Annotated in this window: 18 protein-coding genes; 11 read left to right on the top strand and 7 right to left on the bottom strand. The window is 66.5% G+C overall.

The window, feature by feature from the left end; all coding sequences use genetic code 11:
- Window positions 1-180: 180 nt before the first annotated feature.
- A complete protein-coding gene (dnaA, locus tag GGR71_RS16635) occupies window positions 181-1521 on the bottom strand; it encodes a chromosomal replication initiator protein DnaA (protein ID WP_160960360.1) in 1341 nt (446 codons plus the stop codon).
- Between the two features lie 261 nt (window positions 1522-1782).
- Here dnaA and rpmH point away from each other — a divergent pair, with 261 nt between their 5' ends.
- The 5 genes from rpmH (at window position 1783) to mnmE (ending at window position 8370) form a co-directional block, all read left to right on the top strand.
- Window positions 1783-1923 carry a 50S ribosomal protein L34 gene (gene rpmH, locus GGR71_RS16630; protein WP_003469983.1) on the top strand — a complete coding sequence of 47 codons (141 nt, stop codon included), beginning with the start codon at window positions 1783-1785 and terminating at the stop codon, window positions 1921-1923.
- A gap of 38 nt (window positions 1924-1961) precedes the next feature.
- Window positions 1962-2399, top strand: a complete 438-nt coding sequence (gene rnpA, locus GGR71_RS16625; RefSeq protein ID WP_160960570.1) for a ribonuclease P protein component — start codon at window positions 1962-1964, stop codon at window positions 2397-2399.
- Window positions 2400-2417: 18 nt separating this feature from the next.
- Window positions 2418-4154 (top strand): membrane protein insertase YidC, encoded by a 1737-nt coding sequence (gene yidC / locus GGR71_RS16620; RefSeq protein WP_160960363.1) that lies wholly within the window; start codon window positions 2418-2420, stop codon window positions 4152-4154.
- Between the two features lie 99 nt (window positions 4155-4253).
- Window positions 4254-6995 (top strand): polysaccharide deacetylase family protein, encoded by a 2742-nt coding sequence (locus tag GGR71_RS16615; protein ID WP_160960365.1) that lies wholly within the window; start codon window positions 4254-4256, stop codon window positions 6993-6995.
- Between the two features lie 31 nt (window positions 6996-7026).
- Window positions 7027-8370 (top strand): tRNA uridine-5-carboxymethylaminomethyl(34) synthesis GTPase MnmE, encoded by a 1344-nt coding sequence (mnmE, locus tag GGR71_RS16610; protein WP_160960368.1) that lies wholly within the window; start codon window positions 7027-7029, stop codon window positions 8368-8370.
- 28 nt (window positions 8371-8398) lie between these two features.
- Here the strand turns inward: mnmE and GGR71_RS16605 are convergent, their stop codons facing one another.
- A complete protein-coding gene (locus GGR71_RS16605; RefSeq protein WP_184452145.1) occupies window positions 8399-9304 on the bottom strand; it encodes an NAD(P)H-binding protein in 906 nt (301 codons plus the stop codon).
- A gap of 132 nt (window positions 9305-9436) precedes the next feature.
- On the opposite strand from GGR71_RS16605, the gene GGR71_RS16600 reads away from it, so the two are divergent.
- Window positions 9437-9889, top strand: a complete 453-nt coding sequence (locus tag GGR71_RS16600) for a winged helix-turn-helix transcriptional regulator (RefSeq protein WP_160960373.1) — start codon at window positions 9437-9439, stop codon at window positions 9887-9889.
- A 224-nt stretch (window positions 9890-10113) separates the two neighbouring features.
- Here GGR71_RS16600 and GGR71_RS16595 read toward each other — a convergent pair whose 3' ends face one another.
- Window positions 10114-10956 carry an ABC transporter ATP-binding protein gene (locus GGR71_RS16595; protein ID WP_160960375.1) on the bottom strand — a complete coding sequence of 281 codons (843 nt, stop codon included), beginning with the start codon at window positions 10954-10956 and terminating at the stop codon, window positions 10114-10116.
- Between the two features lie 135 nt (window positions 10957-11091).
- Between GGR71_RS16595 and GGR71_RS16590 the strand changes: the two genes are divergently transcribed.
- Together GGR71_RS16590 and GGR71_RS16585 are read left to right on the top strand one after the other, a co-directional pair.
- Window positions 11092-12288, top strand: a complete 1197-nt coding sequence (locus GGR71_RS16590) for a DesA family fatty acid desaturase (RefSeq protein WP_160960378.1) — start codon at window positions 11092-11094, stop codon at window positions 12286-12288.
- Window positions 12285-12692 (top strand): CREC-EF hand family protein, encoded by a 408-nt coding sequence (locus GGR71_RS16585; protein WP_160960381.1) that lies wholly within the window; start codon window positions 12285-12287, stop codon window positions 12690-12692. The genes GGR71_RS16590 and GGR71_RS16585 overlap by 4 nt, the downstream gene beginning before the upstream one ends.
- A gap of 228 nt (window positions 12693-12920) precedes the next feature.
- Here the strand turns inward: GGR71_RS16585 and GGR71_RS16580 are convergent, their stop codons facing one another.
- Together GGR71_RS16580 and GGR71_RS16575 are read right to left on the bottom strand one after the other, a co-directional pair.
- Entirely contained in the window at window positions 12921-13331 is a 411-nt protein-coding gene (locus tag GGR71_RS16580) for a hypothetical protein (protein ID WP_160960384.1), read from the bottom strand.
- Window positions 13332-13334: 3 nt separating this feature from the next.
- A complete protein-coding gene (locus GGR71_RS16575) occupies window positions 13335-18053 on the bottom strand; it encodes an RHS repeat-associated core domain-containing protein (protein WP_237474380.1) in 4719 nt (1572 codons plus the stop codon).
- 381 nt (window positions 18054-18434) lie between these two features.
- Here GGR71_RS16575 and mutM point away from each other — a divergent pair, with 381 nt between their 5' ends.
- Together mutM and GGR71_RS16565 are read left to right on the top strand one after the other, a co-directional pair.
- On the top strand, window positions 18435-19247 hold the full coding sequence (gene mutM / locus GGR71_RS16570; RefSeq protein WP_160960387.1) for a bifunctional DNA-formamidopyrimidine glycosylase/DNA-(apurinic or apyrimidinic site) lyase: 813 nt from the start codon (window positions 18435-18437) through the stop codon (window positions 19245-19247).
- 400 nt (window positions 19248-19647) lie between these two features.
- Window positions 19648-21252, top strand: coding sequence for a glucan biosynthesis protein (locus GGR71_RS16565; protein WP_160960390.1), 1605 nt, complete (start codon window positions 19648-19650; stop codon window positions 21250-21252).
- Window positions 21253-21752: 500 nt separating this feature from the next.
- Here the strand turns inward: GGR71_RS16565 and GGR71_RS16560 are convergent, their stop codons facing one another.
- Together GGR71_RS16560 and GGR71_RS16555 are read right to left on the bottom strand one after the other, a co-directional pair.
- Window positions 21753-22514, bottom strand: a complete 762-nt coding sequence (locus GGR71_RS16560) for a sel1 repeat family protein (RefSeq protein ID WP_160960393.1) — start codon at window positions 22512-22514, stop codon at window positions 21753-21755.
- A 171-nt stretch (window positions 22515-22685) separates the two neighbouring features.
- A complete protein-coding gene (locus GGR71_RS16555; protein ID WP_048491719.1) occupies window positions 22686-23306 on the bottom strand; it encodes a thymidine kinase in 621 nt (206 codons plus the stop codon).
- Between the two features lie 135 nt (window positions 23307-23441).
- Here GGR71_RS16555 and rep point away from each other — a divergent pair, with 135 nt between their 5' ends.
- Window positions 23442-25418: a DNA helicase Rep gene (rep, locus tag GGR71_RS16550; RefSeq protein WP_026144192.1), complete on the top strand. Its 1977-nt coding sequence runs from the start codon at window positions 23442-23444 to the stop codon at window positions 25416-25418.
- Window positions 25419-25986: the final 568 nt, after the last annotated feature.

Below are 25986 nucleotides of genomic sequence, written 5' to 3'. Positions count from 1 at the left end.
CACTGAAAACAAAAGATTTTTACCGCCCTCAATCCCGTGTACTACTGTCCCGGAACTGGTGGGGAAACCTGTGGATAGTTTTGCCGTCGCCGCCGCGTCGCGCGTTATCCACAGTTTCTCCCGGATTTGTCGCGAAGTCATGCACCGATTTATCCGGCGTCCTCCGCACCGGCCGTCGCACTACTCGCTGAGCTTGCGGATCAGCTTGTCCCAATCCTCGCGCAGCTTGCCGTCGGTCTCCATCAGGTGCTTGATCTGCCGGCAGGCGTGCAGCACGGTGGTGTGGTCGCGGCCGGCGAACGCATCGCCGATCTCCGGCAGGCTGTGTTCGGTCAGTTCCTTGGTCAGCGCCATCGCCACCTGCCGCGGCCGTGCCAGCGAGCGTGTGCGCCGCTTGGACAGCAGATCCTTGATCTGCAGGCCGTAGTAGTCGGCCACGGTCTTCTGGATGTTGGGGATGCCGATCGCCTGCTGTTGCGCCCGCAGCAGGTCGCGCAGGGTCTCCTGGGCGAACTCGGTGGTGATCGCGCGGCCGGTGAAGTTGGCGCGCGCCGCCAGCGTGTTGAGCGCGCCTTCCAGGTCGCGCACGTTCGAGCGCATCTTCTTGGCGATCAGGAACGCCACGTCGTCGGGGATCTCCGCGCCGCGCTCGCGCGCCTTGGCCAGCACGATCGCCGCGCGGGTCTCGAAATCGGGCGGATCGATCGCCACCGACAGGCCCCAGGCCAGGCGCGACTTCAGCCGCGGCTCCAGCCCCTCGACCTCGCGCGGGTAGCGGTCGCAGGTCAGGATGATCTGCTGGCGGCCGTCGAACAGCGCGTTGAAGGTATGGAAGAACTCTTCCTGGGTGCGGTCCTTGCCGGCGAAGAACTGGATGTCGTCGATCAGCAGCGCGTCCACCTGCTGGAACTGGCGCTTGAACTGGTCCATGGTCTTGTCCTGCAGCGCGCGGATCATCGCGCTGAAGAACTGTTCCGAGCGCAGGTACATCACCCGCGCGTTCGGATTCTGCTCGCGCATGGCGTTGCCGGCGGCGAACATCAGGTGGGTCTTGCCCAGGCCGGTGCCGCCGTACAGCAGCAGCGGGTTGTGCGCACGGTCGCCAGGCTTCTGCGCGGCCTGCACCGCCGCGGCCAGGCCGAGCTGGTTGCTGCGGCCTTCGACGAAGTTGGCGAAGGTGTAGTGCGAATCGAGGTTGCCGGCGAACGGCTCCAGCAACGGCGGCGCCGGCGTGCGTGCGGCGGCGGTCTCACTGGGCGGGGCCGCCGCCGGTTCTGGCGCCCGCGGGCGCGACCCGACCTGCAGCAGCACCTCGCCGCTGCCGACGAAGTAGGTCAGCAGTTCGCGAATGCGCGGCAGGTAGCGCTCGCGCACCTGCTCGACGATGAAGGCGTTCGGGGCGTACAGCACCATGCTGTTGTCATGGCGCTGTTCGGCTTGCAGCGGTTTCAACCAAGTGTGAACGTCCTCGGCTGGAAATTCGGCTTCCAGACGTTCCAGGCAACGGGGCCAAGCATCCATCAGATCTAAATTCGTCGATAGACCGGGCATGAAGGGCGCGCTCGGGCGCGGCGCATTCGGCCGGTGGGAGAGGAAAGCGGATGGATCAGACTACCACCGGCGCGCAGGGTCGGGAATGGTTTTCCCACGGCTATTCACAGATCCATCCACAGGCGTGGCGTTGCCATCCCGCGTTCCCGTCGCGACAGGGAGTTGACCGCGGTGTGAGGGGTCCTATAGAATTTCCGGTTCTTTCCGCCCCATTCAGATCAGAGCGCCCCGATGGCCACCAAGCGCACCTTCCAGCCCAGCAACCTCAAGCGCAAGCGCGACCACGGTTTCCGTGCCCGTATGGCCACCGCCGACGGCCGCAAGATCCTGGCCCGTCGCCGCGCCAAGGGCCGCAAGCGCCTGAGCGCTTGATTGCTTCGCCGCCCCAGGCGGCGCCTGCAATCCGGACCGTGAATCTTCCCGACCCGCGTAGGCGATTTCCTCGCTCTGCGCGGGTTCGCACGTCTGCGGAATACCGCGTCGTGTTCGACGCCGCGCGCCGCTGTTCCGAGCCGCTGATGAGCCTGCACTGGCGCAGCGCGGCGCATCCGGCGCGGCTCGGCTTGGCCGTGTCGCGCAAGGTCGACAAGCGCGCGGTCGTGCGCAATCGCATCAAGCGGGTGCTGCGTGACGCCACGCGGCAGCTGCTGCCGTGGCTGGCGCCCGGCGATTACGTGGTGGTGGCGCGCAGTGCCGCCGCCCAGGCCAGTGGCGAACAGCTGCGTCAGGCCTATCTGCGCTTGCTGCGTCGCGCCGGCGCATTGCCGGCCCCGGCCGCGGACGGCACAATGCCGCCGCCCGATCGTCCTTCTTCCCCCACTTCCACGTCAGAACCCGCTTCTGGCTGAGCCGAGCTTGCCTGTCCGATGAACCAGACCCGCCTTTTCCTGATTTTCGCCTGGCTGATGGTCGCGGCGCTGTTGTGGATGGAGTGGAACAAGGAACACGCGCCGAACGCCAACGCGGCGACGGTCGCGGCGGCGACCACGGTGCCGCCGGCGCAGGACGCCGACGCCGGCGCCACGCATGTGCCGGCCGTGCCCCAGGCCACGGTGCCCGGTACCACGCCGGCCAGCACCACGCCCGAGACCGCCGCGGCCAGCGCCGCGCCGCGGGTCACCGTCACCACCGACGTGCTGCGCCTGACCCTGGACGGCCGCAGCGTGTTCGACGCCGACCTGTTGCTGTTCCCGCAGAGCAAGCAGCCCGGCAGCCCACCGGTGCAGCTGCTGACCGAGGACGCGGCGCATCCGTATACCGCCACCAGCGGCTGGGTCGGCGAGCACAATTCGCCGTCGCCGGGTCCGGGCGGCTTCCGCCCCGAGGAGCCGGGCAAGGCCTACGTGCTGGCCAAGGGCCAGGACAGCCTGCAGGTGCCGTTCGTGTGGAACGGCCCGGACGGCGTGACGATCCGGCGCGTCTACACCCTGCAGCGCGGCCACTACGCCGTGCAGGTGCACGACGAAGTCGTCAACCACGGCAGCAAGCCGTGGCAGGGTTACGTGTTCCGCAAGCTGAGCCGGGTGCCGACCATCGTCAGCCGTGGCATGACCAACCCGGACTCCTTCAGCTTCAATGGCGCCACCTGGTTCAGCCCGGCCGATGGCTACCAGCGTCGTGCGTTCAAGGACTATCTGGACGACGGCCCGCTCAACCAGACCATCTCCGGTGGCTGGATCGCGCTGCTGCAGCACCACTTCTTCACCGGCTGGATTCCGCAGGCCGACCAGCAGGCGTTGTACGTGCTGTCCAATGACGGCCCGCGGCATGTGATCGAAGCGCGCGGCCCGGGCTTCACCGTGGCGCCGGGCGCCAGCGCCAGCACCGAGGCGCGGCTGTGGGTTGGCCCGAAGCTGGTCAGCCAGATCACCAAGGAGAACGTGCGCGGCCTCGACCGCGTGGTCGACTACAGCCGTTTCTCGGTGATGGCGCTGCTCGGCCAGGGCCTGTTCTGGATCCTCAGCCATCTGCACAGCCTGCTCGGCAACTGGGGCTGGTCGATCGTCGGCCTGGTGGTGCTGCTGAAGCTGATCCTGTATCCGCTGTCGGCCGCGCAGTACAAGAGCATGGCCAAGATGCGCAAGTTCCAGCCGCGCATCCAGCAGCTCAAGGAGCGCTACGGCGACGACAAGCAGAAGTTCCAGACGGCGATGATGGAGCTGTACAAGAAGGAGAAGATCAATCCGATGGGCGGCTGCCTGCCGGTGCTGATCCAGATGCCGATCTTCTTCGCGCTGTACTGGGTGCTGGTGGAGTCGGTGGAACTGCGCCAGGCGCCGTGGTTCGCCTGGATCCAGGACCTGACCGCGCGCGATCCCTATTTCATCCTGCCGGTGATCAATGTGGCGGTGATGTGGCTGACGCAGAAGCTGACGCCGTCGCCGGGCATGGATCCGGTGCAGGCCAAGATGATGCAGTTCATGCCGCTGGTGTTCGGCGTGATGATGGCCTTCGTGCCGTCCGGCCTGGTGCTGTACTGGGTCACCAATGGCTCGCTGGGCCTGTTGCAGCAGTGGTGGATGACCAAGCGCCATGGCGAACCGGCCACCGCCGGCGGTGGCGGCAGCGGCAGCGGCAAACCGCCGGCCAAGGCCAAGAAGTAAATCCGACAACGCCCGCCCTCCGGCGGGCGTTGCGCATGTGGCCGGGGAAGGCGCCGGCGTGTGCGTTTCCCGCATCGTTTTGCTCGCGAGTCCGTGGTCATGCGCAAGCGCCGTCATCCGTTGTCGCCGTCCGTGGCCGTGATCGGCCTGCTCGCCTTGGCCCTGGCCGCCTGCGAGCGCCCGCCCGCCGGCAACGAAACGACTGGCGCCAAGTCGGCGTCACCCGCGCCGGCGATCGCCATCCCCGGCTCTCCGGCCTTGCAGATCCAGGCGACCACGCTGCTGCAGGGCCTGCAGGCGCAGCTGGCGGCGCAGCGCAAGATCATCGTGTTGCTGGCCGACGAGGCCAAGCAATCGCCGGCCGAGCGGCAGACCTCCAGCAGCGTCGGCCAGCAGTTGTTCCACGAGGGCCTGGAGCGCCGCGAGACGCTGGCCAGGCAGTTCGACGCGCTGCTGGCGCTGCCGGACCCGCAGCGTTTCGCCGCGGTCGGCAGCCTGCTGGACTACGTCGAATCGGCGCCGGACCTGTACGACGCCGACCGCCTGGCGTTCCGGGAGATTCTCGCCGACTGGCAGGTGCGCATCGGCAAGGACTCCTCGCTGCCGGCGATCAAGCTGCACCAGCGCATTGGCGAGGACCTGGAAGCGCTCGACGAGATCGAACGCACCTACAACCGCGAGATCACCGCGATCTTCAGCCGCTTCGACCGTACCCGCGCGATCGTGCAGAAGCGCGAGAAGTGGGAGGACTACGTCGCCCACTTGGGCACGCTGTACACGCGCGAGGCGATCCTGCGCGACTACGGCGTGATCAACCCGTACCCGATGTCGATGCAGGACAGCGACCGCGAAGTGTTCGGCCGCGACCTGCCGCCCAAGACCGTGGTGCTGAGCTTCGACGACGGCCCGCATCGCGAATACACCGACGAGATCGTCGCCATCCTCAAGCGCTACGACGTGCCGGCCACGTTCTTCGAAGTCGGCCGCAACCTGGGCAAGCTCGAGCCGGACGGCAAGGTCGAGCTGTCGCCGCTGGCCAGCGTCAGCCGCAGCCTGATGGAGCAGGGCTACACCGTCGGCAATCACAGCCTGACCCATGCGCAACTGTCCAAGGAGACCGGCGCCGCGCTGCGCAGCCAGATCCTCGACACCGACCGCATGCTGCGCGCGGTGGACGCCAAGCGTGCGCCGCTGTTCCGCTTTCCCTACGGCGCGCGCAACGCCGAGGGCATGCAGATCCTCGGCGAGGCCGGCCTGAAGTCGGTGATGTGGAACGTGGATTCGCTGGACTGGGCCGACCCGGTGCCCGAATCCATCGTGCAGCGCGTGCTCGAGCAGGTCGGCCGCGAGCAGCGCGGCATCCTGTTGTTCCATGACATCCACGAACGTACGGTCAAGGCGCTGCCGCAGATCCTGGACCGGCTCAGCGCCGACGGCTACCAGTTCGCCGCCTGGAACGGGCGCGACTTCAGCGTTGCGCGCGCGGCCAGCAACGCCGCCGCGCCGGCGGTGACCAGCGGCTACGACAAGTCCTGGGCGATCGTCATCGGCATCGACGACTACGCGCACTGGCCCAAACTGCAGTACGCGGCCAACGATGCGCAGGCCATCGCACAGACGCTGACCGGCAGCTTCGGCTTCCCGTCCTCGCAGGTGATCGTGCTGAAGAGCCAGGAGGCCACCCGCAACAACATCCTGGCCGCCTTCCACGACCGCCTGGCGCACGGCGGCGTGGGCAAGAACGACCGCGTGTTCGTGTTCTTCGCCGGCCACGGCGCGACCCGCAAGCTCGCCTCCGGGCGCGACCTGGGCTACATCATCCCGGCCGACTCTGACCCGGCGCAGTTCGCCACCGACGCGATTCCGATGACCGAGATCCAGGACATCGCCGAAAGCCTGGAAGCCAAGCACGTATTGTTCGTGATGGACGCGTGCTACAGCGGCCTGGGCCTGACCCGCGGCGGCGGCACCAGCGCCTACCTGCGCGAGAACGCGCGGCGCATCGCCCGGCAGATGCTCACCGCCGGCGGTGCGGACCAGCAGGTCGCCGACAGTGGTCCCAATGGCCATTCGGTGTTCACCTGGGTGCTGCTGCAGGCGCTCTCGGGCAAGGCCGATCTCAACGGCGACGGCCTGATCACCGGCACCGAGCTGGCCGCCTACGTGGCGCCGGCGGTGTCGAGCATCTCGCAGCAGACGCCCGCGTTCGGCAGCCTGCCCGGTTCGCAGGGCGGCGAGTTCGTGCTGCAGGTGCCGGAGGGCGAGGAATTCCTCACCGCCAGCACCCAGCAACTGTCCTCGGCGGCGATCGCGATGAACGATCGCGTCGATGCGGCCGCGCCGGCATCGACCGCGACGCCGACTGCCGGCGCCAGCAGCGCCGCCGCGCCGCCCGCTGCGTCCAAGCCGGCGGTGGTGGTCAAGGACCTGCAGGGCGGCGAACGGCCGCTGGCGGTGCCGGCGGCGGCCGGCCCGGTGTCCGATCGCCAGCGCGCGCAGCGCGCCAACGACCGCGGCCTGCAGCTGTACAAGGAGAAGCGCTACGAAGAGGCCGAGGCGCAATTCACCGAGGCGCTGAAGCTGCGCCCGGACTTCGCGCTGGCAGCCAACAACCTGGGCTTCATCTACTATCGCCAGGGCAAGTACGCGCAGGCCGTGCGCTGGCTGGAGAACACGCTGAAGATCGATCCCTCCCGTGCGGTGGCCTACGTCAATCTGGGCGACGCCTACCGCCAGCTGGGCGATGCGGCCAAGGCCAAGCGCGCCTTCCAGACGTACCTCGAACTGCAACCCAACGGGGCGTCGGCCGCTTACGTGCGCGGCCAATTGCAGACGCTGTAATCCACCACGCGATCGACCTGCTGCCCCCGCCATGCCGTCTTCTGCCATCGACACCATCGCCGCCATCGCCACCGCTCCTGGTGCGGGCGGTGTCGGCGTGGTCCGCGTGTCGGGTCCGGCGGCCGCGGCCATCGCCGATGGACTGGGTCTGGGCACCTTGATGCCACGCAGCGCGCGCTACGCGCGCTTTCGCGACGCGCACGGCGAGATCGTGGACGACGGCATCGCGCTGTGGTTTCCGGGGCCGCGCAGTTTCACCGGCGAGGATGTGCTGGAACTGCAGGCGCATGGCAGCCCGGTGCTGCTGCGGCACCTGGTGGCGCGCTGCTGCGAACTCGGCGCGCGGCCGGCGCGCCCGGGCGAGTTCAGCGAGCGCGCCTTCCTCAACCGCAAGCTCGACCTGGCCCAGGCCGAGGCAATCGCCGACCTGATCGCCGCCGGCGACCTGCGTGCGGCACGCGCGGCACGCCGTTCGCTGGACGGGGTGTTCTCGCGTCGGGTCGACGACCTGGCCGAACAGCTGATCCGCCTGCGCATCCACATCGAAGCGGCGATCGATTTCGCCGACGAGGCGCTGGACACGCTGGGCGGTGCGCAGGTCCGCGCTGGCCTGGCGCAGGCGCGCACGGATCTGACCCAGCTGCGTGCCGACGCCGAACGCGGCCGACGCCTGCGCGATGGCCTGCACGCGGTGCTGGTCGGCCCGCCGAACGCCGGCAAGAGTTCCCTGCTCAATGCGCTGGCCGGCAGCGACCGCGCCATCGTCACCGACATCGCCGGCACCACCCGCGACACCTTGCACGAGACCGTGCGCCTGGACGGCGTGGAACTGACCCTGGTCGATACCGCCGGCCTGCGCGAGGGCGGCGATGCGATCGAGCGCGAGGGCATGCGCCGCGCGCGCCAGGAACTGCAGCGCGCCGACCTTGCGCTGATCGTGCTCGACGCGCGCGACGCCGAGGCCGGCCATGCCGCGATCGCCGACGCCATCGCCGACGTGCCGCAGCGCCTGTGGATCCACAACAAGAGCGATCTGCTCGCCGCCGTGCCCGCGGCCAGCGCCGAGCGCGTCTATGTGTCCGCCGCCACCGGAAGTGGTCTTGAGCAGTTGCACGCGCACTTGCGCGCGATCGCCGGCGCCGCGGCCGGCGAGGGCAGCGACGGCGAGTTCTCCGCGCGCGCCCGCCACGTCGATGCGCTGCAGCGTGCCGCCAGCCACGCCGACGCGGCAGCGGCCGAACTGCAGCACGAGCGCCTGGAACTGGCCGCCGAGGAACTGCGCCTGGCCCACGCCGCGCTGGGCGAGATCGTCGGCACGCTCAGCGCCGACGACCTGCTTGGGCGAATCTTCTCCAGCTTCTGCATCGGCAAGTAGCGCGCACCGCACGCGCCGCCGAATGCGCTTACGGCTTCAGCGCCGCCAGCTGCGCACGCTGGTCCTGCAGCCACTGTTCGAACGGCAGCGGCGCCTGTCCGGTCAGCGCCTGGTAGTCGCCGGTGACGGTGGCGACGCGGCCGGCGGCGGTGTTGGTGTCGAACGAGGCATAGATGCGCGCGACCGGCTCGGGCAGGCCGGCGCCGACCATGCCCTGCACCAGGCCCTCCACCGGCACCGGCACCACCTGGATCTGCACGTCCAGCACCTGCGCGACCAGCGCGGCGATCTCGGCGGTGGTGTAGGCGCGCGCGCCGCTGAGGGTGAGCGTGCGCTTGCCATCGCCGCTGGCCAGGGCGACCGCGGCGGCGCGGGCCAGGTCGTCGCGCGCGATATGGGCGATGCCGCCGTCGCCGGCCGCGCTGTACCAGTGGCCCGAGGCCAGCACCGGCGGCAGGCTCATGAACAGGTTTTCGAAGTACCAGTGGTTGCGCAGCACGGTCCAGGCGGGCAGGGCGCTGGCGGCCAGGCTGTCCTCGGTGCCGGCGTGGTCGGCGGCCAGCAGCAGCGGCGAGTCGTGCGGTTCTGGGCAGGAGGTGTAGACCAGGTGGCCGGCGCCAGCACGCTCGGCTGCGGCGATCGCGGCCTGGTGCTGCTGCAGGCGGTGGCCGGGGCGGTCCAGCGCGTCGGTGCTGATCAGCAGCACGCGGCCGGCGCCGCGGAATGCGATGTCGAGCGACGTGGCGTCGTCGAAATCGCCGTGGCGCACGTCCACGCCGCGCGCGGCCCAGGCGGCCAGGCGGTCGGGCTGGCGGGTCATCGCCACCACGCGCGACGGCGCCACCTTGAGGGTGTCGAGCAGATGCGCGAGCACGCGCTGGCCGAACTGGCCGCCGGCGCCGGTGACGAGCAGGGAATCGGAAGATGCGGACATGACAGTCTCCTGAGAAAGGGAGGCGTCGCAGGACGCCATGGTCTGGAAAAGGAACCTGGTCTATCCTAGAGACCTTGGCCGGGCTGTAAAGACGGCACTTTTCCCGCCCCTGATTACCTCGAGGTAACCACCATGGATCGCGTCGTCCCGCCGGCCGCCGCTTGCGACGCGCTGCTGAGCCAGCAGCTGCAGGACTACCAGCGCGCCGGCATGGCCATCGACCAGTGCCCGGTGCGCGACGTGCTGGCGCAGATCGGCGACAAGTGGAGCACCCTGTTCGTGATGCTGCTGGCCGAGCGTCCGCACCGCTTCGGCGAACTGCGCCGCGCGGTACCGGACATCTCACAGCGCATGCTGACCCAGACCCTGCGCGACCTGCAGCGTGAGGGGCTGGTCGCCCGCGAAGTGCTGCCCACCGTGCCGCCAGGTGTGGAGTATCGGCTGACCGCGCTGGGCCAATCGCTGAGCGTGGTGCTGGCGCCGCTGGTGCGCTGGGCTGCCGATCACCACGCGCAGATCCGCAATGCGCGTGCTGCGTTCGAAGCCGACGCACCGGCGCGGGGGGCAAGCGCGGCGTCTGCCTGAGCGCATCAGGGCACGACGGTGGACGTCCCGCGAGTGGAAGCGGCTTCAGGGCGGCTCCAACAACGACGAAAGGCCATCTGTAGGAGTGGCTTCAGCCGCGACGGGCGTTGCTGGGAATGCCTGTCGCGGCTGAAGCCGCTCCTACAGAAATTCCCGCATCAACCGCGACATCGCGCAGCCCGCAAGCCCCAAGCCCCCGAACATCCGAGCCGGGCAAGCTGGGATCAGCCCTCCGCAACGACCCGCGCGCTATAGCTGTCGCCATCGCGCTGCACCCGCACCGGTCCGCCGAATACCGCCGACAGCGGCGCATCGGCCAGCAGGTCCTCGCGCGTGCCGTCGGCGTATACCTGGCCCTCGCGCAACAGGATCACCCGCGCGATCTCCGGCACGATCTCCTCGATGTGGTGGGTGACCAGCACCAGGGTGATGCCTTGGCGGGCGAGGTCGCGCATCGTCGCCAGCAGGTGCTCGCGCGCGACGAGGTCCAGGCCGGTGCTGGGTTCGTCCAGCAGCAACGCCTGCGGCCGGTTGACCAGGGCGCGCGCGATCAGCACGCGGCGGGTCTCGCCGGCCGACAGCTCGGCGTAGGGGCGTCGCAACAGCGGCAGCGCATGCGCCGCCTGCAGGGCCTCGCGTGCGCGTTCGCGCATCGCGTCGGTCACCTCGCGGTGCGGCGGCACCACATAGCTGGCGAAGAATCCGGACAGCACCGCGCTTTCCACGTCCAGCCCGGGCATGTCGGCGAGGTTCACGCTGAGATCGCCGGTGACGATGCCCAACTGGCTGCGCAACCGGTCCACCTGCCAGCGGCTCTGGCCGAGTACCCGTACCGCCGGTTCCTCGCCGGCGCGGGCCAGCGGATACAGTTCGCGGGTGATGAGCTTGATGAACGAGGATTTGCCGCAGCCGTTCGGGCCGAGGATGGCGGTGTGCTGGCCGAGCGCGATGCGCAGGCTCAGCGCATGCAGCACGCGGACCTGGCCGCGGACCACGCTGGCGCGGTCGAGTTCGATCAACGGCGCGGCCGCTGGCACGGGGGTTGCTTGGGGAGAGGCGGCTGACATGGAACCGACACCGTTCTGTGATCGGAAGCGCTTGGCGGCTGAATACCATACGCGAGCGCCGGGTGAAGTTTGCCTGCGCAACCCCCATCATGTCGTCATCCCCTCACGCCGTCCTACGCTCTGGAGCTTCTGGCAATGTTCGACGCGATCCTCGACTTCCTCGGCAACGGCCTGCTCGGCGTCGGCTGGTGGGGCATGCTGGCCGTGCTGCTGCTGTTTACTCAGCTCACCATCTTCGCGGTGACGCTGTACCTGCACCGCAGCCAGGCGCACCGCGGCGTGGATTTCCATCCGCTGCTGTCGCACTTCTTCCGCTTCTGGACCTGGTTCACCACCTCGATGATCACCAAGGAATGGGTGGCGATCCATCGCAAGCACCACGCCAAGGTGGAGACCGAGGAGGACCCGCACAGCCCGCAGACCAAGGGCATCAGCCGCGTGTTCTGGCGCGGCGTGGAGCTGTACCGCGAAGCGCGCACCCAGCGTGGCGACATCGAGCAGTACGGCAAGGGCGCGCCGGACGACTGGATCGAGCGGCACCTCTATACCCCGTACGCGAACCTGGGCCCGGTGGCGCTGTTCGTGGTCAACTTCGCGCTGTTCGGCCTGCCCGGTATCGCGCTGTGGGCCCTGCAGATGGCGTGGATCCCGTTCTGGGCCGCCGGCGTGATCAACGGCCTGGGCCACTGGTGGGGCTACCGCAACTTCGAGTCCGCCGACACCTCGACCAATCTGACCCCGTGGGCGCTGTGGATCGGCGGCGAAGAGCTGCACAACAACCACCATGCCTTCCCGAGTTCGGCGCGCTTCTCGATGCGCCGCTGGGAACTGGACATCGGCTGGATCGCGATCCGTGCGCTGGCCGCCCTGCGCCTGGCCAAGATCCTGCGCGTGGCGCCGACCCTGGACGTGCGCCCGAACATCGCCGTGCCCGACGCCGATACCCTGCGTGCGCTGCTGTCGCATCGCTTCCAGGCGATGACCGACTACCAGCGCAACGTGTTCAAGCCCGCGCTGAAGGAAGAAGCCGCGCAGGCCGGCGCCAAGCTGCGCAAGCTGCTGCCGCGGCGCCTGCGCAAGGGCCTGGTCGACGACGGCCGCTGGCTCAAGCCCGACGCCCGCGAACAACTGCAACACTGGGTGGCGCAGCGCCCGCGCATGCGCACGCTGGTCGAGCACCGCGCGCGCCTGGCGGCCCTGCTCGAAGCGCGCACCCATGACGCCAGCGAACGCCTCAAGCACCTGCAGGCCTGGTGCCACGACGCCGAAGCCAGCGGCATCGCCGCGCTGCAGGCCTACGCCGCGCGCCTGAAGGGCTACGCCCTGGCATGAGCCCCGGCGCATCGCGTACCTCGCCGCACGAACGCCGCCTTGCGCGGCGTTCGTCGTTACTGGCCGGGCTGACGCTGGGCATCGCCTGCGTTCTCTTTGCCGGTGGCATCGTCAGCGCCCAAGCGCAGGCAGTCGACAGCACCACCAGCTACCTGCAGCGCATGGACCGCGACGGCGACGGCCGCGTCAGCCTGGACGAATACCTGGCCTGGATGAGCTACGCCTTCGACGCGCGCGACCGCGACCACGACGGCGTGCTCAGCCCCGCCGAACTGCCCGGCGGCCGCGGCCCGCCGATCACCCGCGCACAGCACCTCGCCACCCTGACCGCCCGCTTCCGCAAGCAGGACACCAACGGCGATGGCTACCTCAGCGCGCGGGAACTGGCGGCGCCGCCGCAGTGAGCAAGGATCCGACGTAACCGCGATCTTTTGTCTCTACTGTCTGGCTTTAGAAAAATCTAAAACGTGGCGTGTTGATGCTTTGGTGTGCTGGGAATAGCGCAACCACAGCAAATGAAATCGATGACAGCCATTTTCCCTATGCTCACAGTCGCCGAGGGAGCACGTAACCGGATGAAGCCTATGGCTGCAGTGATTGGCCGAAGCATACGTGTTGCTAGGCGAAGTTCTCTACGAGATTCCGTTTGTGGGGCGCTCCGTTCCATCAGATAGCAGCGGTTTGGGCCAGCGCTTTCCTGTTCGCGACCAGGCCACATAAGTCACCACGATCTCCAATACCTGCCACCACCAATATGTGCCGCCCGTATGTGCATTCATTACCGACACGACGAAGTGCACCGCAATCAGTGCCGGTAGGCAAAGGAAGACGGCAATGAAAAATTCGGACCATGTCCGTGCTTTATGGAGTGAAAAAGCCAGATACAAGCAGAGCGTTATTCCAGGGAAGAAAATTAAATAGCGGAGATAGTCCCCTGCGGAATAGTCGCGAATCAAGTGTTTGTTAGCAAAAAAAGTATTTAATGAAATAACAGAAAAAACAAAAAAAGATAAAATAACCACGACCCATTTAATAATCTTCATCGTCTACCATCCTGCGTCGCAATCGTTGTCACGACTTGCCCCAATGGGTGTCTTTCCAAGTAATGATTGTATGATCCCTTCGGATCCATCCCCGACCTGCGGGACGTAATTAGGATACACCCCTCTAGGCCACAACGATCCTCCATAAAACAAAGGACTTATTCCTGCCTCTTGGAAAACCTTGTAGTGATAATCGTCGATTAAGTTTCCATATGGCTCTCTGACAACGCGTCCTTGTTCGTCTCTAACCGAATAGCGTCTATCCTCTCGAACAAGACCATTTCTAATTTTCGCTAGAATGACACTTTCTGAATCTGAACTTCTATTTGACGCCCACGCGTGAACTATTCCGGACCTTATCGCGGAGTTGATGAGGCTATTATTTCCTTTGCATGTTTCAAAGGCGCGCTTGTAATAAAGTGACCTCGTTTTTTTGTAAAGTGATTCATGGTAACTACACATTGACGTGTCTCCCGGACCATCAAAATCCCACTTGCGCAGTCCCTGAAGATCAAAGCTATTGAGCGGAGAAGATTCAACAAAGGAAAAAGTCGAAATCCCACCAGCGAACCCAATCGGATCACTCTGCACATACCGCCCGGTCACGGGCTCGTAGTCACGGAAGTAGTTCTGATTGAGTCCACTCAGTGCGTCATAGCGTTGACCCGGGAAACGCATGTCGAACACAAACACGGCGCCGTCCTTGTCCGGATCCTGATCCGGCGCGGTGGCGCCGAACGCTTCACCCTTCAGGTCCCAGCGCCAGATCGCCACGTCGCGGACCGGGTCGATCACCGCGCGCGGCGTGCCGAGATGGTCCGGCTGCACGTAGCGCAGCGTGGTTTTGGCCAGCACGCCGACCGGCAGGTCGTCCAGCCAGATCGCCTGCTGCACGACCGCACCATTGTTGTCGTAGTCGCCCAGCCAGTGGCCGCTCTCGTCGTAGAGGGTGTAGGTATTGGTCTTGCCCACACGCCGGACTTGCTCGCCGCGGCCGTTGTAGGCGTAGTTCGCCACCTTGGCGCCATTGCGATTGACCTGGGATAGCCGGCCGTTGGCGCCATACACGTACTGCACGGCCGTGCCACCGATCGCCGTGGTGTTGCCGGCCGCGTCATAGCTACGTGCGGTACCGGCCACGCTGCTCAGGCGGTGGCTGGTGGTCGGATAGCTGTAGGTCTGCGTGGTGGTATTGACCTTGGCGCTGAGGCGGTTGCCGGTGGCGTCGTAGGTGTAGCCGTCGATCACCGTATCGGTCGGGCCGTCCTTGAACGCGGTCAGCCGGCCCAGCGGGTCGTAGTCCAGTTTGATCACCGGCGCGGTGTTGCCCGGTGCGGTCAGCGCGCTGAGGTTGCCGACCGGGTCGAAGGCGAAGCCCATTGCCAAGCCATCGCTACGGGTGTCGTTGACCGCCAGCGGGTGGTAGTCCTGATCCAGCACCCGCTGCATCGGACGACCATTGCCGTAGGTCCAGCCGGCGACCGGGCCGAACGGATAGTAAGTCGCCTGGTTCAACAGTACCTGGCGAGTGCCGCCGGGCGGGGTCACCCCAACCTCGGTGGTCTGGCCCTGGGTGTTGCGCACGTAGTCCACCACTGCGCCGTCCGGGTAGGTCAGGCGGCTCAGTTGCCCGGCCTTGGTGTACGCGTAGCGGACGACGAACACCTTGCCGTTGGTGGTCTGCACCTTGCGGACCAGATCGCCGAAGCGGTCGTAGCAGTAGTCGGTGCTACCGCTGCCATCCTGCATTCGGGTCAGGCGGCCGATGCCGTAGGCCTCGCCGCTGGCGCAGGTGCTCTGGCTGACGTCATAGGTGTAGCTGACGTTGAGGCTGGTGGTCGGATAGGCGACCTGGGTCAGCCGGTTCAGCGCGTCGTAGCCGTAGCTGGTCTTGATGTTGCGCGCGTCGGTCTGGGTGGCGCGGTTGCCGGCGCTGTCGTAGGTGTAAGTCGTGCTGCCGGTGTCCGGGCTGGTGAGCTTGCTCAGGTCACCCAGGCCGTTGTAGGCGTAGGTGGTGTCCAGGCCCTTGGGATCCGTGACCTTGGTCAGGTTGTCCAGCGCGTCGTAGCCGAACTTGGTTTCGGCGGCGATGCCCCCCACGTCCTGCAGCGTACGCGCCAGGCGATTGAGCGGGTCGTAATCGTTCTGGGTGGCATGACCCAGCGCATCGGTGACGGTCTTGGTGTTGCCGTTGCCGTCATAGCCGAAGTCGGTCGGATCGCCCTGCGCAGTGGCCTGTGTCGCCAGTTGGCCGAGCTGGTTGTATACCCGCGAGAGCGTGCGCTTGAGCGTGCCCGACGCGTCCTTGGTGTCTTCCTTGGATCGGTTGCCGGCGTTGTCCAGCGTGTAGTGGATGGTGTCGCCGGCGTTGTCGGCGATATCGGTCAGCCGGTGCGCGGCATCGTAGGTGAAGCGGGTGAATGCGCCATCGGGCTGCGTCACCTGCTTGACCAGGCCGGTCGGCCAGTAGTCGATCGCGGTGATGCGATCGTCGCTGTCGCTGCTGTCGTCGGACCCGCGCACCTTGCTGGCGGTCAGCCAGCCACGAGGGTGATAGGTGTAGTCGATGACCACGCCGTTGGCGTCCTTCGCCGACAACACGCGGCCGGCACCGTCGTAAGTCAGGTACTCGGTGACCTGGCCGAGCGCGTTGGTCACCTTCCACAGGTCGCCCTTGCGATGCTGGCAGGTGGTCGGGGACATGGCGCAGGTGCTGTCGTCGGTGGGGTAGTAGGTAAAGCGGGTGATGTCGTTGACGTCGGTGCGTGAGCCATCGACCGTCTTGGGTAGGCCCAGGATCGGGCAGGTGCTGTCGGTCGCCGCCACGTCCGCCGCTTCGCAGTAGCTGTAGGTCAGCGTGCGTTGCTTGCCGGTAGCCGTATCTGTGCTGGTCATCTGCACCGGTTGCAGGCGATCGTTGTAGCTGTAGGACACAGTGCGCCCGCCGGTCTGCACCGACAGCAGGCGATTGCTGTCAGCCGCGGTACGCGTGGTCGTGGTGCGCTCCTGTGGTTGCCCGACCGCTTCGCGGACGGTATGGATGTTTACCGCAACACCATTCTCGGTCGCTTCGGCGTAGCTGTGCTGGGTTTGGATACCACGCCGATCAGTGACGCTGCTCAGCCGGCGGCGAAAGTCGCTGGACTGGTCGTTGTAGCTGTACTGCAGCGTCCCGTCGGTCCTGGCGACGGCGGCGACCTTGGGCGAGGCACCACCCGCCTCGGTCATCGTGTAATCGTTGACATCGCCCAGCGTATCGGTGACACGAGTGCCAGCCGCCGAGTACGCCAGGGTGATGCCATCGATGCCACCTGCGTGCTGGCTGGAGATCGCACGGCCAACGTCGTCGTAGGCGAAGGTGCTGAAGCGCTGGCCGTCTTCTCCAGTAAACCCGGTCAGATTTCCAGGAAATCGGGGGTCCTCATAGTGGTATAGCTTTTGGGTCCCGTCTGGGTATGTGGCGGTGTCCACTTGGCCACGTTGAGTATACGTATAAGTAACCAGTGGAATGCCGGATGTAGTGATCGCTCCGATCAACGCCCCACTTGTCGCTGACAGGTAGTGAAAATCGAGCGTACGACCACTGCTATGTATGATCGTGGTCAAGCGACCCAGATCGTCATAGTCGTAGTGCAGGAATGTACCGTCCCGGCTTTCCCGTTCAAGAAGCTTGCCATCGGCATCGAAGATAAGCACGGCATCTTTGCGGTAAAGCTTCCACAATGTGCCGTTGGCGATAAGCCGGTCGCCACTACTGTCCGAAGCGAAATATGCATCGCCGACGCGGTGGTACCGAGTGTGGAAGCCGCCACCATCGATCAAGCCGATGCTGGCGTCGCCAATGGTAAGCCTGATGGCATGCGAATGTGTCCAGCCATAGCCGAAGCCACCAGTGTCATTCGAGATGCCGGAGTGGTAGTGCCGTTCGAGTGCAATCCAGCCAAGATCGAAATCCGAAGCAATTTCATATTTGTCGCCTGTCTTGGTATCGCACGGATTTCCTTCGTAGCCGCAACCGCGCTCAAGGGTTTTGGTGACGACGAAAGCGACCGCATATTCGTTGACGCACGCCTGATACTTGTCGCGCCAGGACATCAGCTTTTCAACCGGGCACTCGGTCCTGCGATGGCGAGCAAGCTCCATCTCCTCACTTTTAGGCACGCACTCGTCGGCCCCCAGATAGTTATAGTCGAGCCTGTAGGCCTTCTCTCCCCACTCGCCACCATCGTTGCCATCGGTGCGGCTGTCCTGCCAGTTTCCCAACAGTGTGATTTTCGCCGTCGCTGGACAAGGACTGTTACTTTCGTTTGCTATTTGTTCAAGCGACCTTATCGCTTCCTCTTCAGTGGAGTAATCTTGATCACCGACATACATCCATTCTGGATCCGTTGGTAACTCCTTACCGTTCCAGTATGTGATTTTGACGTCGCCGTTCTCGAGGATTTCTTGGCTCCTTATCTGATCGGCGTATTTGTAGAATTCGGGAACATATGCATTGGGGGGCGGCAACTCCGTGATGGCGGCCGCAGCCTGCTCTTGTGTCGTGTACTGGCCATGGCTTGCCCCCTCGGAATCGACCAACGTCCATGTCCGCTTGGTTTCCTCCGCCTCCACCACATTGATCAGCATTGCCGCCAACGGCAAGAGCAAGCAAAGGCGCGGTAGCCACTTCTGCCGTCCTTTGACGGTGGCTTTAGCATGACAGCTTCCTTTCTGGCGCATTTCTTATCCCTAAATGAGGTGGCACTTGCGCATGGCAACGTGCAACTTCTTTCGCGCACGCTTCCGTGCGCGGCCAATGTCACTACTGGAGCAGCAGGTCACCCGCCGAGTGGATTGCTCCCTTCCCGTTTCAACGCCGCACCACGGCGACCTGCGTCCTGCTCGCGAAATGGATACCTATCACAGATAAAATTGTCAACCGCGGGTGTCGTGGTGACCGTTGCGTGTGGCCATGGCGACTCAACTTGAAGGCGCAGCCGTCAGGGCTAAACGGTTTGCGGTCGCCGCCCACATCGCCCAGCGCTGCCATTCACGGCTTCTGGGTGTGAAATGGGATGCTAGAGTTCGACGTCACCCGCTCCCTGATCACGCTGTAAACCCATGCCCGAACTCCCCGAAGTCGAAACCACCCGGCGTGGCCTGGAGCCGCATCTGTCGGGGCGGCGCATCCATGGGGTGATCCTGCGGCGGCCGGATCTGCGCTGGCCGATTCCGCCAGAGGTGGCGGAGCACTTGCCGGGGCAGCGTATCGACGGCATTCGTCGGCGCGCGAAGTACTTGTTGCTGGATACCGCGGTCGGCAGTGCGCTGCTGCATCTGGGCATGTCCGGCAGCCTGCGCGTGCTGCCCGGCGATACGCCGCCGCGGGCGCACGATCACGTCGACATCAGCCTCGAAGACGGACGGGTGCTGCGCTTCAACGATCCGCGCCGGTTCGGTTGCCTGCTGTGGCAGGCACCGGGCGAGACCCATCCGCTGCTTGCCGAGCTGGGGCCGGAGCCGCTGTCGGAGGCGTTCGACGGCGATCATCTGTTCCGGCTCAGCCGTGGCCGCACCGCGCCGGTGAAGACCTTCCTGATGGACCAGCGCATCGTGGTCGGGGTGGGCAACATCTACGCCGCCGAGAGCCTGTTCCAGGCCGGCATCAGTCCGCTGCGCGAGGCTGGCGAGGTCTCGCGTGCGCGCTATGCGCGCCTGGCCGAGGCGGCCAAGGCGATCCTGGGCTATGCGATCCAGCGCGGCGGCACGACCCTGCGCGACTTCATCAGCCCGGACGGGGTGCCGGGCTACTTCGAGCAAGAGCTGTCGGTCTACGGCCGCGAGGGCGAGGCCTGCAAGCGCTGCGGGCGCACGCTGCGCCATGCCAGCATCGGCCAGCGCGCCAGCGTCTGGTGCGGTCACTGCCAGCGCTGAGCGACGCACGCGATCGGCGCTGCGCGCACCTGACGCAGGCGGCGCGGCGCCCGCAGCGACAATGCCAACACCGCGTTCCTGCAGCGGCTCGGCGAGACAGGCCGTCGCCACCGCAAGAGCGACTTCGCCGCGACGGGCCCTACCGGTAACGCGTCGGCTCAAGCGCTCCTGTCAGTGGACTTTCAGTGGGCCTTATCGTGTCGTTAGAGGCTTCTGAAGAGGTCTTGCCTGCTCGGGCATGGCCGACGCGGAGGTGGTCGGGCCGCACAACCGTGGCGCCCGTGCTCGCCCGCCATCTCCTGCACCTCTGCGCCAGGGGCGCACTCCCATGGACACCCTCAACGCCACCTTCTGCGCCGCTTGTCTATGATGGGCGTCCTTTTCCGTTTCGATCCCGGCCATGCAACGACGCGATTTCCTCAAGAACGCCGCCGCCGCCTTCGCCGCCATGGGCTTGCCGGCGATGCCGATGCTCGGCCAGGCGGCCCCCGCGGTGGGCCTGCGCCGCCTGGGCAAGCCGCAGCCGTTCGACTACGCCTGGCTCAAGGGCCACGCGCGGGCCATGGCCGATGCGCCGTATCAGAGCCACAAGCGGGTGCTGCCGGCGCCGGTGGAAGGCTTGACCTGGGACCAGTACCAGTCGATCCGCTACCGCCAGGACCACGCGCTGTGGGCGGCCGAGCAGGGCCCGAAGTTCCAGGCCAAGTTCTTCCACCTGGGCCTGTACTTCAAGACGCCGGTGCACATGTTCGACCTGGTCGACGGGCAGGCGCAGGAACTGGCCTACGACAGCGCGGCGTTCGATTACGGCAGCAGCGGGCTGAAGGGCAAGTCGTTGCCGAAGGAACTGGGCTTCGCCGGCTTCCGCCTCAACACCAAGCAGGACACCGAGCGCGACTTCGCCGCGTTCCTCGGCGCCAGCTATTTCCGTGCGGTCGGCAAGGAGGGCCAGTACGGCCAGTCGGCGCGCGGGCTGGCGATCGATACCGGCACCGGCGGGCCGGAGGAATTCCCGGACTTCATCGCCTACTGGCTGGAGCAGCCCAAGGCCGGCTCGGACACGGTGGTGGTGTACGCGCTGCTGGATTCGCCCAGCGTGGCCGGCGCCTACCGCTTCGCGATCACCAACGGCGATGTGCTGCTGATGGACATCGACAGCGCGCTGTATCCGCGCAAGACCATCGAGCGCCTGGGCCTGGGGCCATGCACCAGCATGTACCAGGTCGGCGAGAACGACCGCCGCATGGATTGGGACTGGCGCCCGGAGATCCACGACACCGACGGCCTGGCGATGTGGACCGGCGGCGGCGAGTGGATCTGGCGGCCGCTGTGCAATCCGCCGCACCTGCGCTTCAACATGTTCGTCGACGAGAACCCGCGCGGTTTCGGCCTGCTGCAGCGCGACCGCAACTTCGATCATTACCAGGACGACGGCGTGTTCTACGAGAAGCGCCCGTGCCTGTGGGTGGAGCCGAAGCAGGGCTGGGGCAAGGGCTCGGTGCAACTGGTGGAGATCCCGACCGTCGACGAGACCTTCGACAACATCGTCGCGTTCTGGAACCCGCAGGACAAGCCGCAGCCCGGCCAGGAACTGCTGTTCGGCTACCGCCTGTACTGGGGCGCACAGCCGCCGGCGTCCTCGCCGCTGGCGCATTGCGTGGCCACCCGTACCGGCCTGGGCGGCGTGGTCGGGCAGAAGCGGCATTATTTCTCGTGGCGCTTCGCAGTGGATTTTGCCGGCGGCGAACTAGCCAAGCTGGGCAAGGAGAAGGACGCGAAGGTCGAGGTGGTGCTGCAGCTCAACCGCGGCCGTACCGAGATCGTCTCGGCGCGTCCGTTGCACGAGATTTCCGGCTACCGCGCCATGTTCGACGTGGTGCCGCCGGACGACGGCACCGAGCAGATCGATATCCGCCTGTACCTGCGCAGCGGCGAGCGCCCGCTCACCGAGACCTGGCTGTACCAGTGGACGCCGCCGCCGGCGGCCGAGCGCAAGCTGTACTGAGCACGCATGCGCACGTGGTGTCGATGCTTGGCATCGGCACGTGGCGCGCTCATCCGGACGTGCCGGCGCAGGCGCGGTGAGGCGATGTCGTCGCGCTTCGCTCGTCGGGACTGAAGTCCCTCCCACAAGGGAGGTTGCACTCGGTCGCGAGCATCGGTCGCGGGAAAACGCGCAGCCGTGCCAGCAAGCAGGACGACACACGACGTCGCTTGTGGGAGGGACTTCAGTCCCGACGCATTGCTGCGTGATGAAGCCGCTTGCGCTGCGTACCCGCGGCAGAAGTTTCACTCGCAAACGAGAACGGGCCGCGATGCGGCCCGTCTCTGTCTGCACGGCGCTGGGGCTTACTTCGCGCGTCGCTGCGCGTCGTCCCCTCATCCCAACCCCTCTCCCGGAGAGAGAGGGACTCAACAGCAGGCAGCGGACCAAGCTGGAGACAGTGTGGGAGGGATTTCAGTCGCGACACGCTTCACCTCGCGCGACACGCGCGAGGCTCGCACTCAGTGCTTGGCCGGCTCCTGCGGCGGCGGGGGCGTGGCTTGCGTGCTGATGTCCTCGACATCGCCGATGTCGACCCGGCCCGGCGTGCGGCCGTCCCACACCTGGTCCTGCAGCTTCCAGTACGCGCTCGGTTCCCAGAACTGCTTGGCGTAGAACACTTCCGGATCGATGCTGCCGCCGCGTGGGCCGTTGATCGACAGCGGACCGGCTGCACCGGAGTGGCCGAGCAGGCCGCCGGTGCTGCGCATCGCTTCGCGCCGCAGCACTGCCTCCTGGCGCGGCTTGGCGACTTGGTCGCCGTAGTCGGCGAGCATCGACTTGTCGAGCTTGGCCGCGCGCTTGCGCTCGTCCGGGGTCAGCTGATTCCAGTACTCCATCTTGCGCGCGCCGAACTGGTCGTAGCCGCGCTCGGCGGCCAGCGCCATCCACAGAAAGCCCATCGTGTGGTCGACGGCGCCGCCCTGGCCTTCCCAGTACATCTCGCCCAGCCGCGCCTGCGACGGCTTGTCGGCATAGCGCGCGGCCAGCTGGTACTGCTTCCTGGCCTCGGCGTACTCGCCCTTCTTGTCCGCACGGATGCCGGCACGGCGATAGAACAGGTCCAGGTGCGCTTCGAGGAAGCCGTCGGTCAGGACCTGCGCCGGGATGTCCTGGAAGGTGTGGTCGCCCGGGGCCGCAGCGGCGGGGCCGGGCAGGGCAAGCAGCAGGGCACAGGCCAATGCAGTGCCGCCGCCGGCGAAAAGTCCTTTCAACGAAAACATGTTCCTCATCCCATGAGTGCGATCGGCGCGATTCTAGGCCTGCCGCCGAAGCTGTCTCCATAGACTGATGGCATAGGCGCGGGCGCCGGCGCCGGCGCGGAAATCGTCAGCCGCGGTTCATCGCGTTTCGATGCGACGCACCAGCGCGGTGCGTCGACTGATGCAGTCGGGTTACAGCGGCAGCGCGATCTGCAGCGGATCGATGCGCCCTTCGCCGCGCATGATCTTCTTGAACTCGGGGCGGCTGACCGACACGTAGCGCTCGTTGCCGCCGATCTCCACCTGCGGGCCGTCCTGTACCGCATGGCCGTTCTCGTCCACGCGCACGGTCATCGTCGCCTTGCTGCCGGTGTGGCAGATGGTCTTGATCTCCTGCAGTTCGTCGGCCCAGGCCAGCAGGTACTGGCTGCCCTCGAACAGCTCGCCGCGGAAATCGGTGCGCAGGCCGTAGCACAGCACCGGGATGCGCAGCCGGTCGACCACTTCGCTGAGCTGCCAGACCTGCGCGCGGCTGAGGAACTGGGCTTCGTCCACCAGCACGCAATGCAGCGGCCCGTGGCTGGCGATGTCGGCGTCGATCGTCGCCAGCAGATCGGTCTCGGCGCCGAAGCCCATGCCGTCGGCGCGCAGGCCGATGCGCGAAGCGACCACGCCGCTGCCGGCGCGGTGGTCCAGCCGTGGCGTCAGGATCGCCGTGCGCATGCCGCGCTCGCGGTAGTTGTGCGCCGACTGCAGCAGCGTGGTGGTCTTGCCGGCGTTCATCGCCGAATAGTAGAAATACAGTTTCGCCATGCCGCCGATTCTAGCGCGGCGGCCGTGCGCGCTGGCGCCGCCAGACCGGTCCACGAACCGGTTCAGGGGCGGCGGACAGGCGGCGCTGAACCGCCGGCCGGCGCCCGGTACAATGCACGGCCAAGGGAAGTCTTCATGCACGGTCTCAATCCTCCCCAACGCGCCGCGGTCCTGCATTGCGAGGGTCCGTTGCTGGTGCTGGCCGGCGCCGGCAGCGGCAAGACCCGCGTGATCGTGGAAAAGATCGCGCACCTGATCGCCAGCGGCCGCTACCCGGCCAAGCGCATCGCCGCGATCACCTTCACCAATAAGTCGGCCAAGGAAATGCGCGAGCGCGTGGCCAAGCGCATCCGCAGCGAAGCCGCCGACGGCCTGACCATCTGCACCTTCCACGCCCTGGGGCTGAAGTTCCTGCAGATCGAACACGCCGCGGTGGGGTTGAAGCGCGGCTTCTCGATCTTCGACGCCGACGATGCCGCCGCGCAGATCAAGGACCTGATGCCCGGCGCCAAGCCCGATGCCATCGAGGACGCCAAGAACCTGATCTCGCGCGCCAAGAACGCCGGGCTGTCGCCGGAACAGGCGATGGCGGCGGCGCGCAGCAACCGCGAGCAGGAAGCGGCCAGCCTGTACGAGCGCTACCAGGCGCGGTTGAGCACCTTCAACGCGGTGGACTTCGACGACCTGATCCGCCTGCCGGTGCAGGTGCTGGAGGAGAACGAGGACATCGTGATGGCCTGGCGCGAACGCATCGGCTACCTGCTGGTGGACGAAAGCCAGGACACCAACGACGCGCAGTACCGGCTGTTGAAGATGCTGGCCGGCCCGCGCGGCAACTTCACCTGCGTGGGCGACGACGACCAGAGCATCTACGCCTGGCGCGGCGCCAACCCGGAAAACCTGATGCAGATGGGCCGCGACTACCCGGCCCTGCAGATCATCAAGCTGGAGCAGAACTACCGCTGCTCCAACCGCGTGCTGCGCGCGGCCAACGCCTTGATCGCGCACAACCCGCACGAGCACCTGAAGACGCTGTGGAGCGACCAGGCCGACGGCGAGCGCATCCGCGTGTGGGAGTGTCGCGACAGCGAGCACGAGGCGGAGAAGGTGGCCGCCGAGATCGCCTACCTGGGCACTGCCAAGCAGGTGCCGTGGAGCGACTTCTGCATCCTGTTCCGCGGCAACTTCCAGTCGCGGCCGCTGGAGAAGGCGCTGCAGATGGCCAGCGTGCCGTACCACATCACCGGCGGCACCGCGTTCCTGGAGCGGCAGGAGGTCAAGGACGTGCTGTCCTGGCTGCGCCTGCTGGTCAATCCCGACGACGATGCGGCGTTCCTGCGCGCGGTGCAGGCGCCCAAGCGCGAGGTCGGCGCGACCTCGCTGGCCAAGCTGGCCGAACTGGCCTCGGCCAAGCACCTGCCGATGTCGCGCGCGGCCGAGTCGGTGGGTGCGCTGCAGCAGTTGCCGCCGCGCGCGGCCAACGGCCTGAGCGACTTCGTCGACATCCTGCACGAACTGCGCACGGCCTCGACCACGTTGTCCTCGGCCGACGTGGTGCGCCAGCTCGCCGAGCAGTCGGGGTTGATCCGCGAGCTGCGCAGCCAGTGCAAGGACGAAGCGAGCTTCCAGCGCCGCCGCGGCAACCTGGAGGAACTGGCCAAGTGGTTCGAAGGCGGCCCGCGTGGCGCCACCGTCGGCGACCTGGCCGCGCAATTGGCGCTGCTGTCGCGCAACGACAAGGACGACGGCGGCAACCAGGTGCGGATGATGACCATGCACGCGTCCAAGGGCCTGGAGTTCCGCTACGTGTTCATCGTTGGCTGCGAGGACGGCGTGCTGCCGCACGAGGTCAGCCTGGAAGAGGGCAACCTGCAGGAAGAGCGGCGTCTGCTGTACGTGGGCATCACCCGCGCCAAGGAGCAGCTGTGGATGAGCTACAGCAAGCTCACCCGCAAGTTCGGCGAGCACATCCGGCTCAAGCCCAGCCGCTTCTTCGACGAGATCCCGGCCGAGGAAATGCAGCGCGATGGCGCCGACCCGGTGGCCGACGCGGCACGCAAGAAGGAACGCGCGAATGCGGGGTTGGCGGCGATCCAGGCGTTGTTTGATTAGAAGCGGGGATTGGGGAATCGGGATTGGGGATGATCAGCCATTCGGCTGCTGAAAAGCCGGGGATTGGCAGCGCTGGTCGTGCGTTGTGCTGCGGATGGTGAGGCATTCGTTTCGTAATGCCTGTAGTGCAGCTTTTCCCTTCTCCCTGCGGGACCACGGCCCCCTTTTTGGGGGAAGGTGCCCCGAAGAGGCGGATGAGGGTACGGGCGAAGCCTCGTGCACCCGCACTCCGCGGGTCGCTTCGCGCCGTACCCTCACCCCAACCCCTCTCCCGGAGGGAGAGGGGCTAGTCGGCTGTTCCTTCTCCCCTTGGGAGAAGGTGCCCCGGAGGGGCGGATGAGGGTCCGGGCGAAGCCTCGTGTGCCCACACTCCGCGGGTCGCTGCGCGCCGTATCCTCACCCCAACCCCTCTCCCGGAGGGAGAGGGGCTTGATTGCGGGCGCTCGCACACTGTCCCTTGTGTGCAGGGTTGGAGGCTTCCGGCTAGGCGCGTTCTCTGCGGTGTGATTGCTGGTTTCTTTCGCCGCGGCAGAAACACGCGCGGCTCCTACCGAGGCTTGCGGAGCAC

The sequence above is a fragment of the Xanthomonas sp. F1 genome (genome assembly GCF_014199855.1).
Note: the sequence above shows the minus strand (reverse complement) of the source record. Positions and strands in the feature narration are given on the sequence as shown.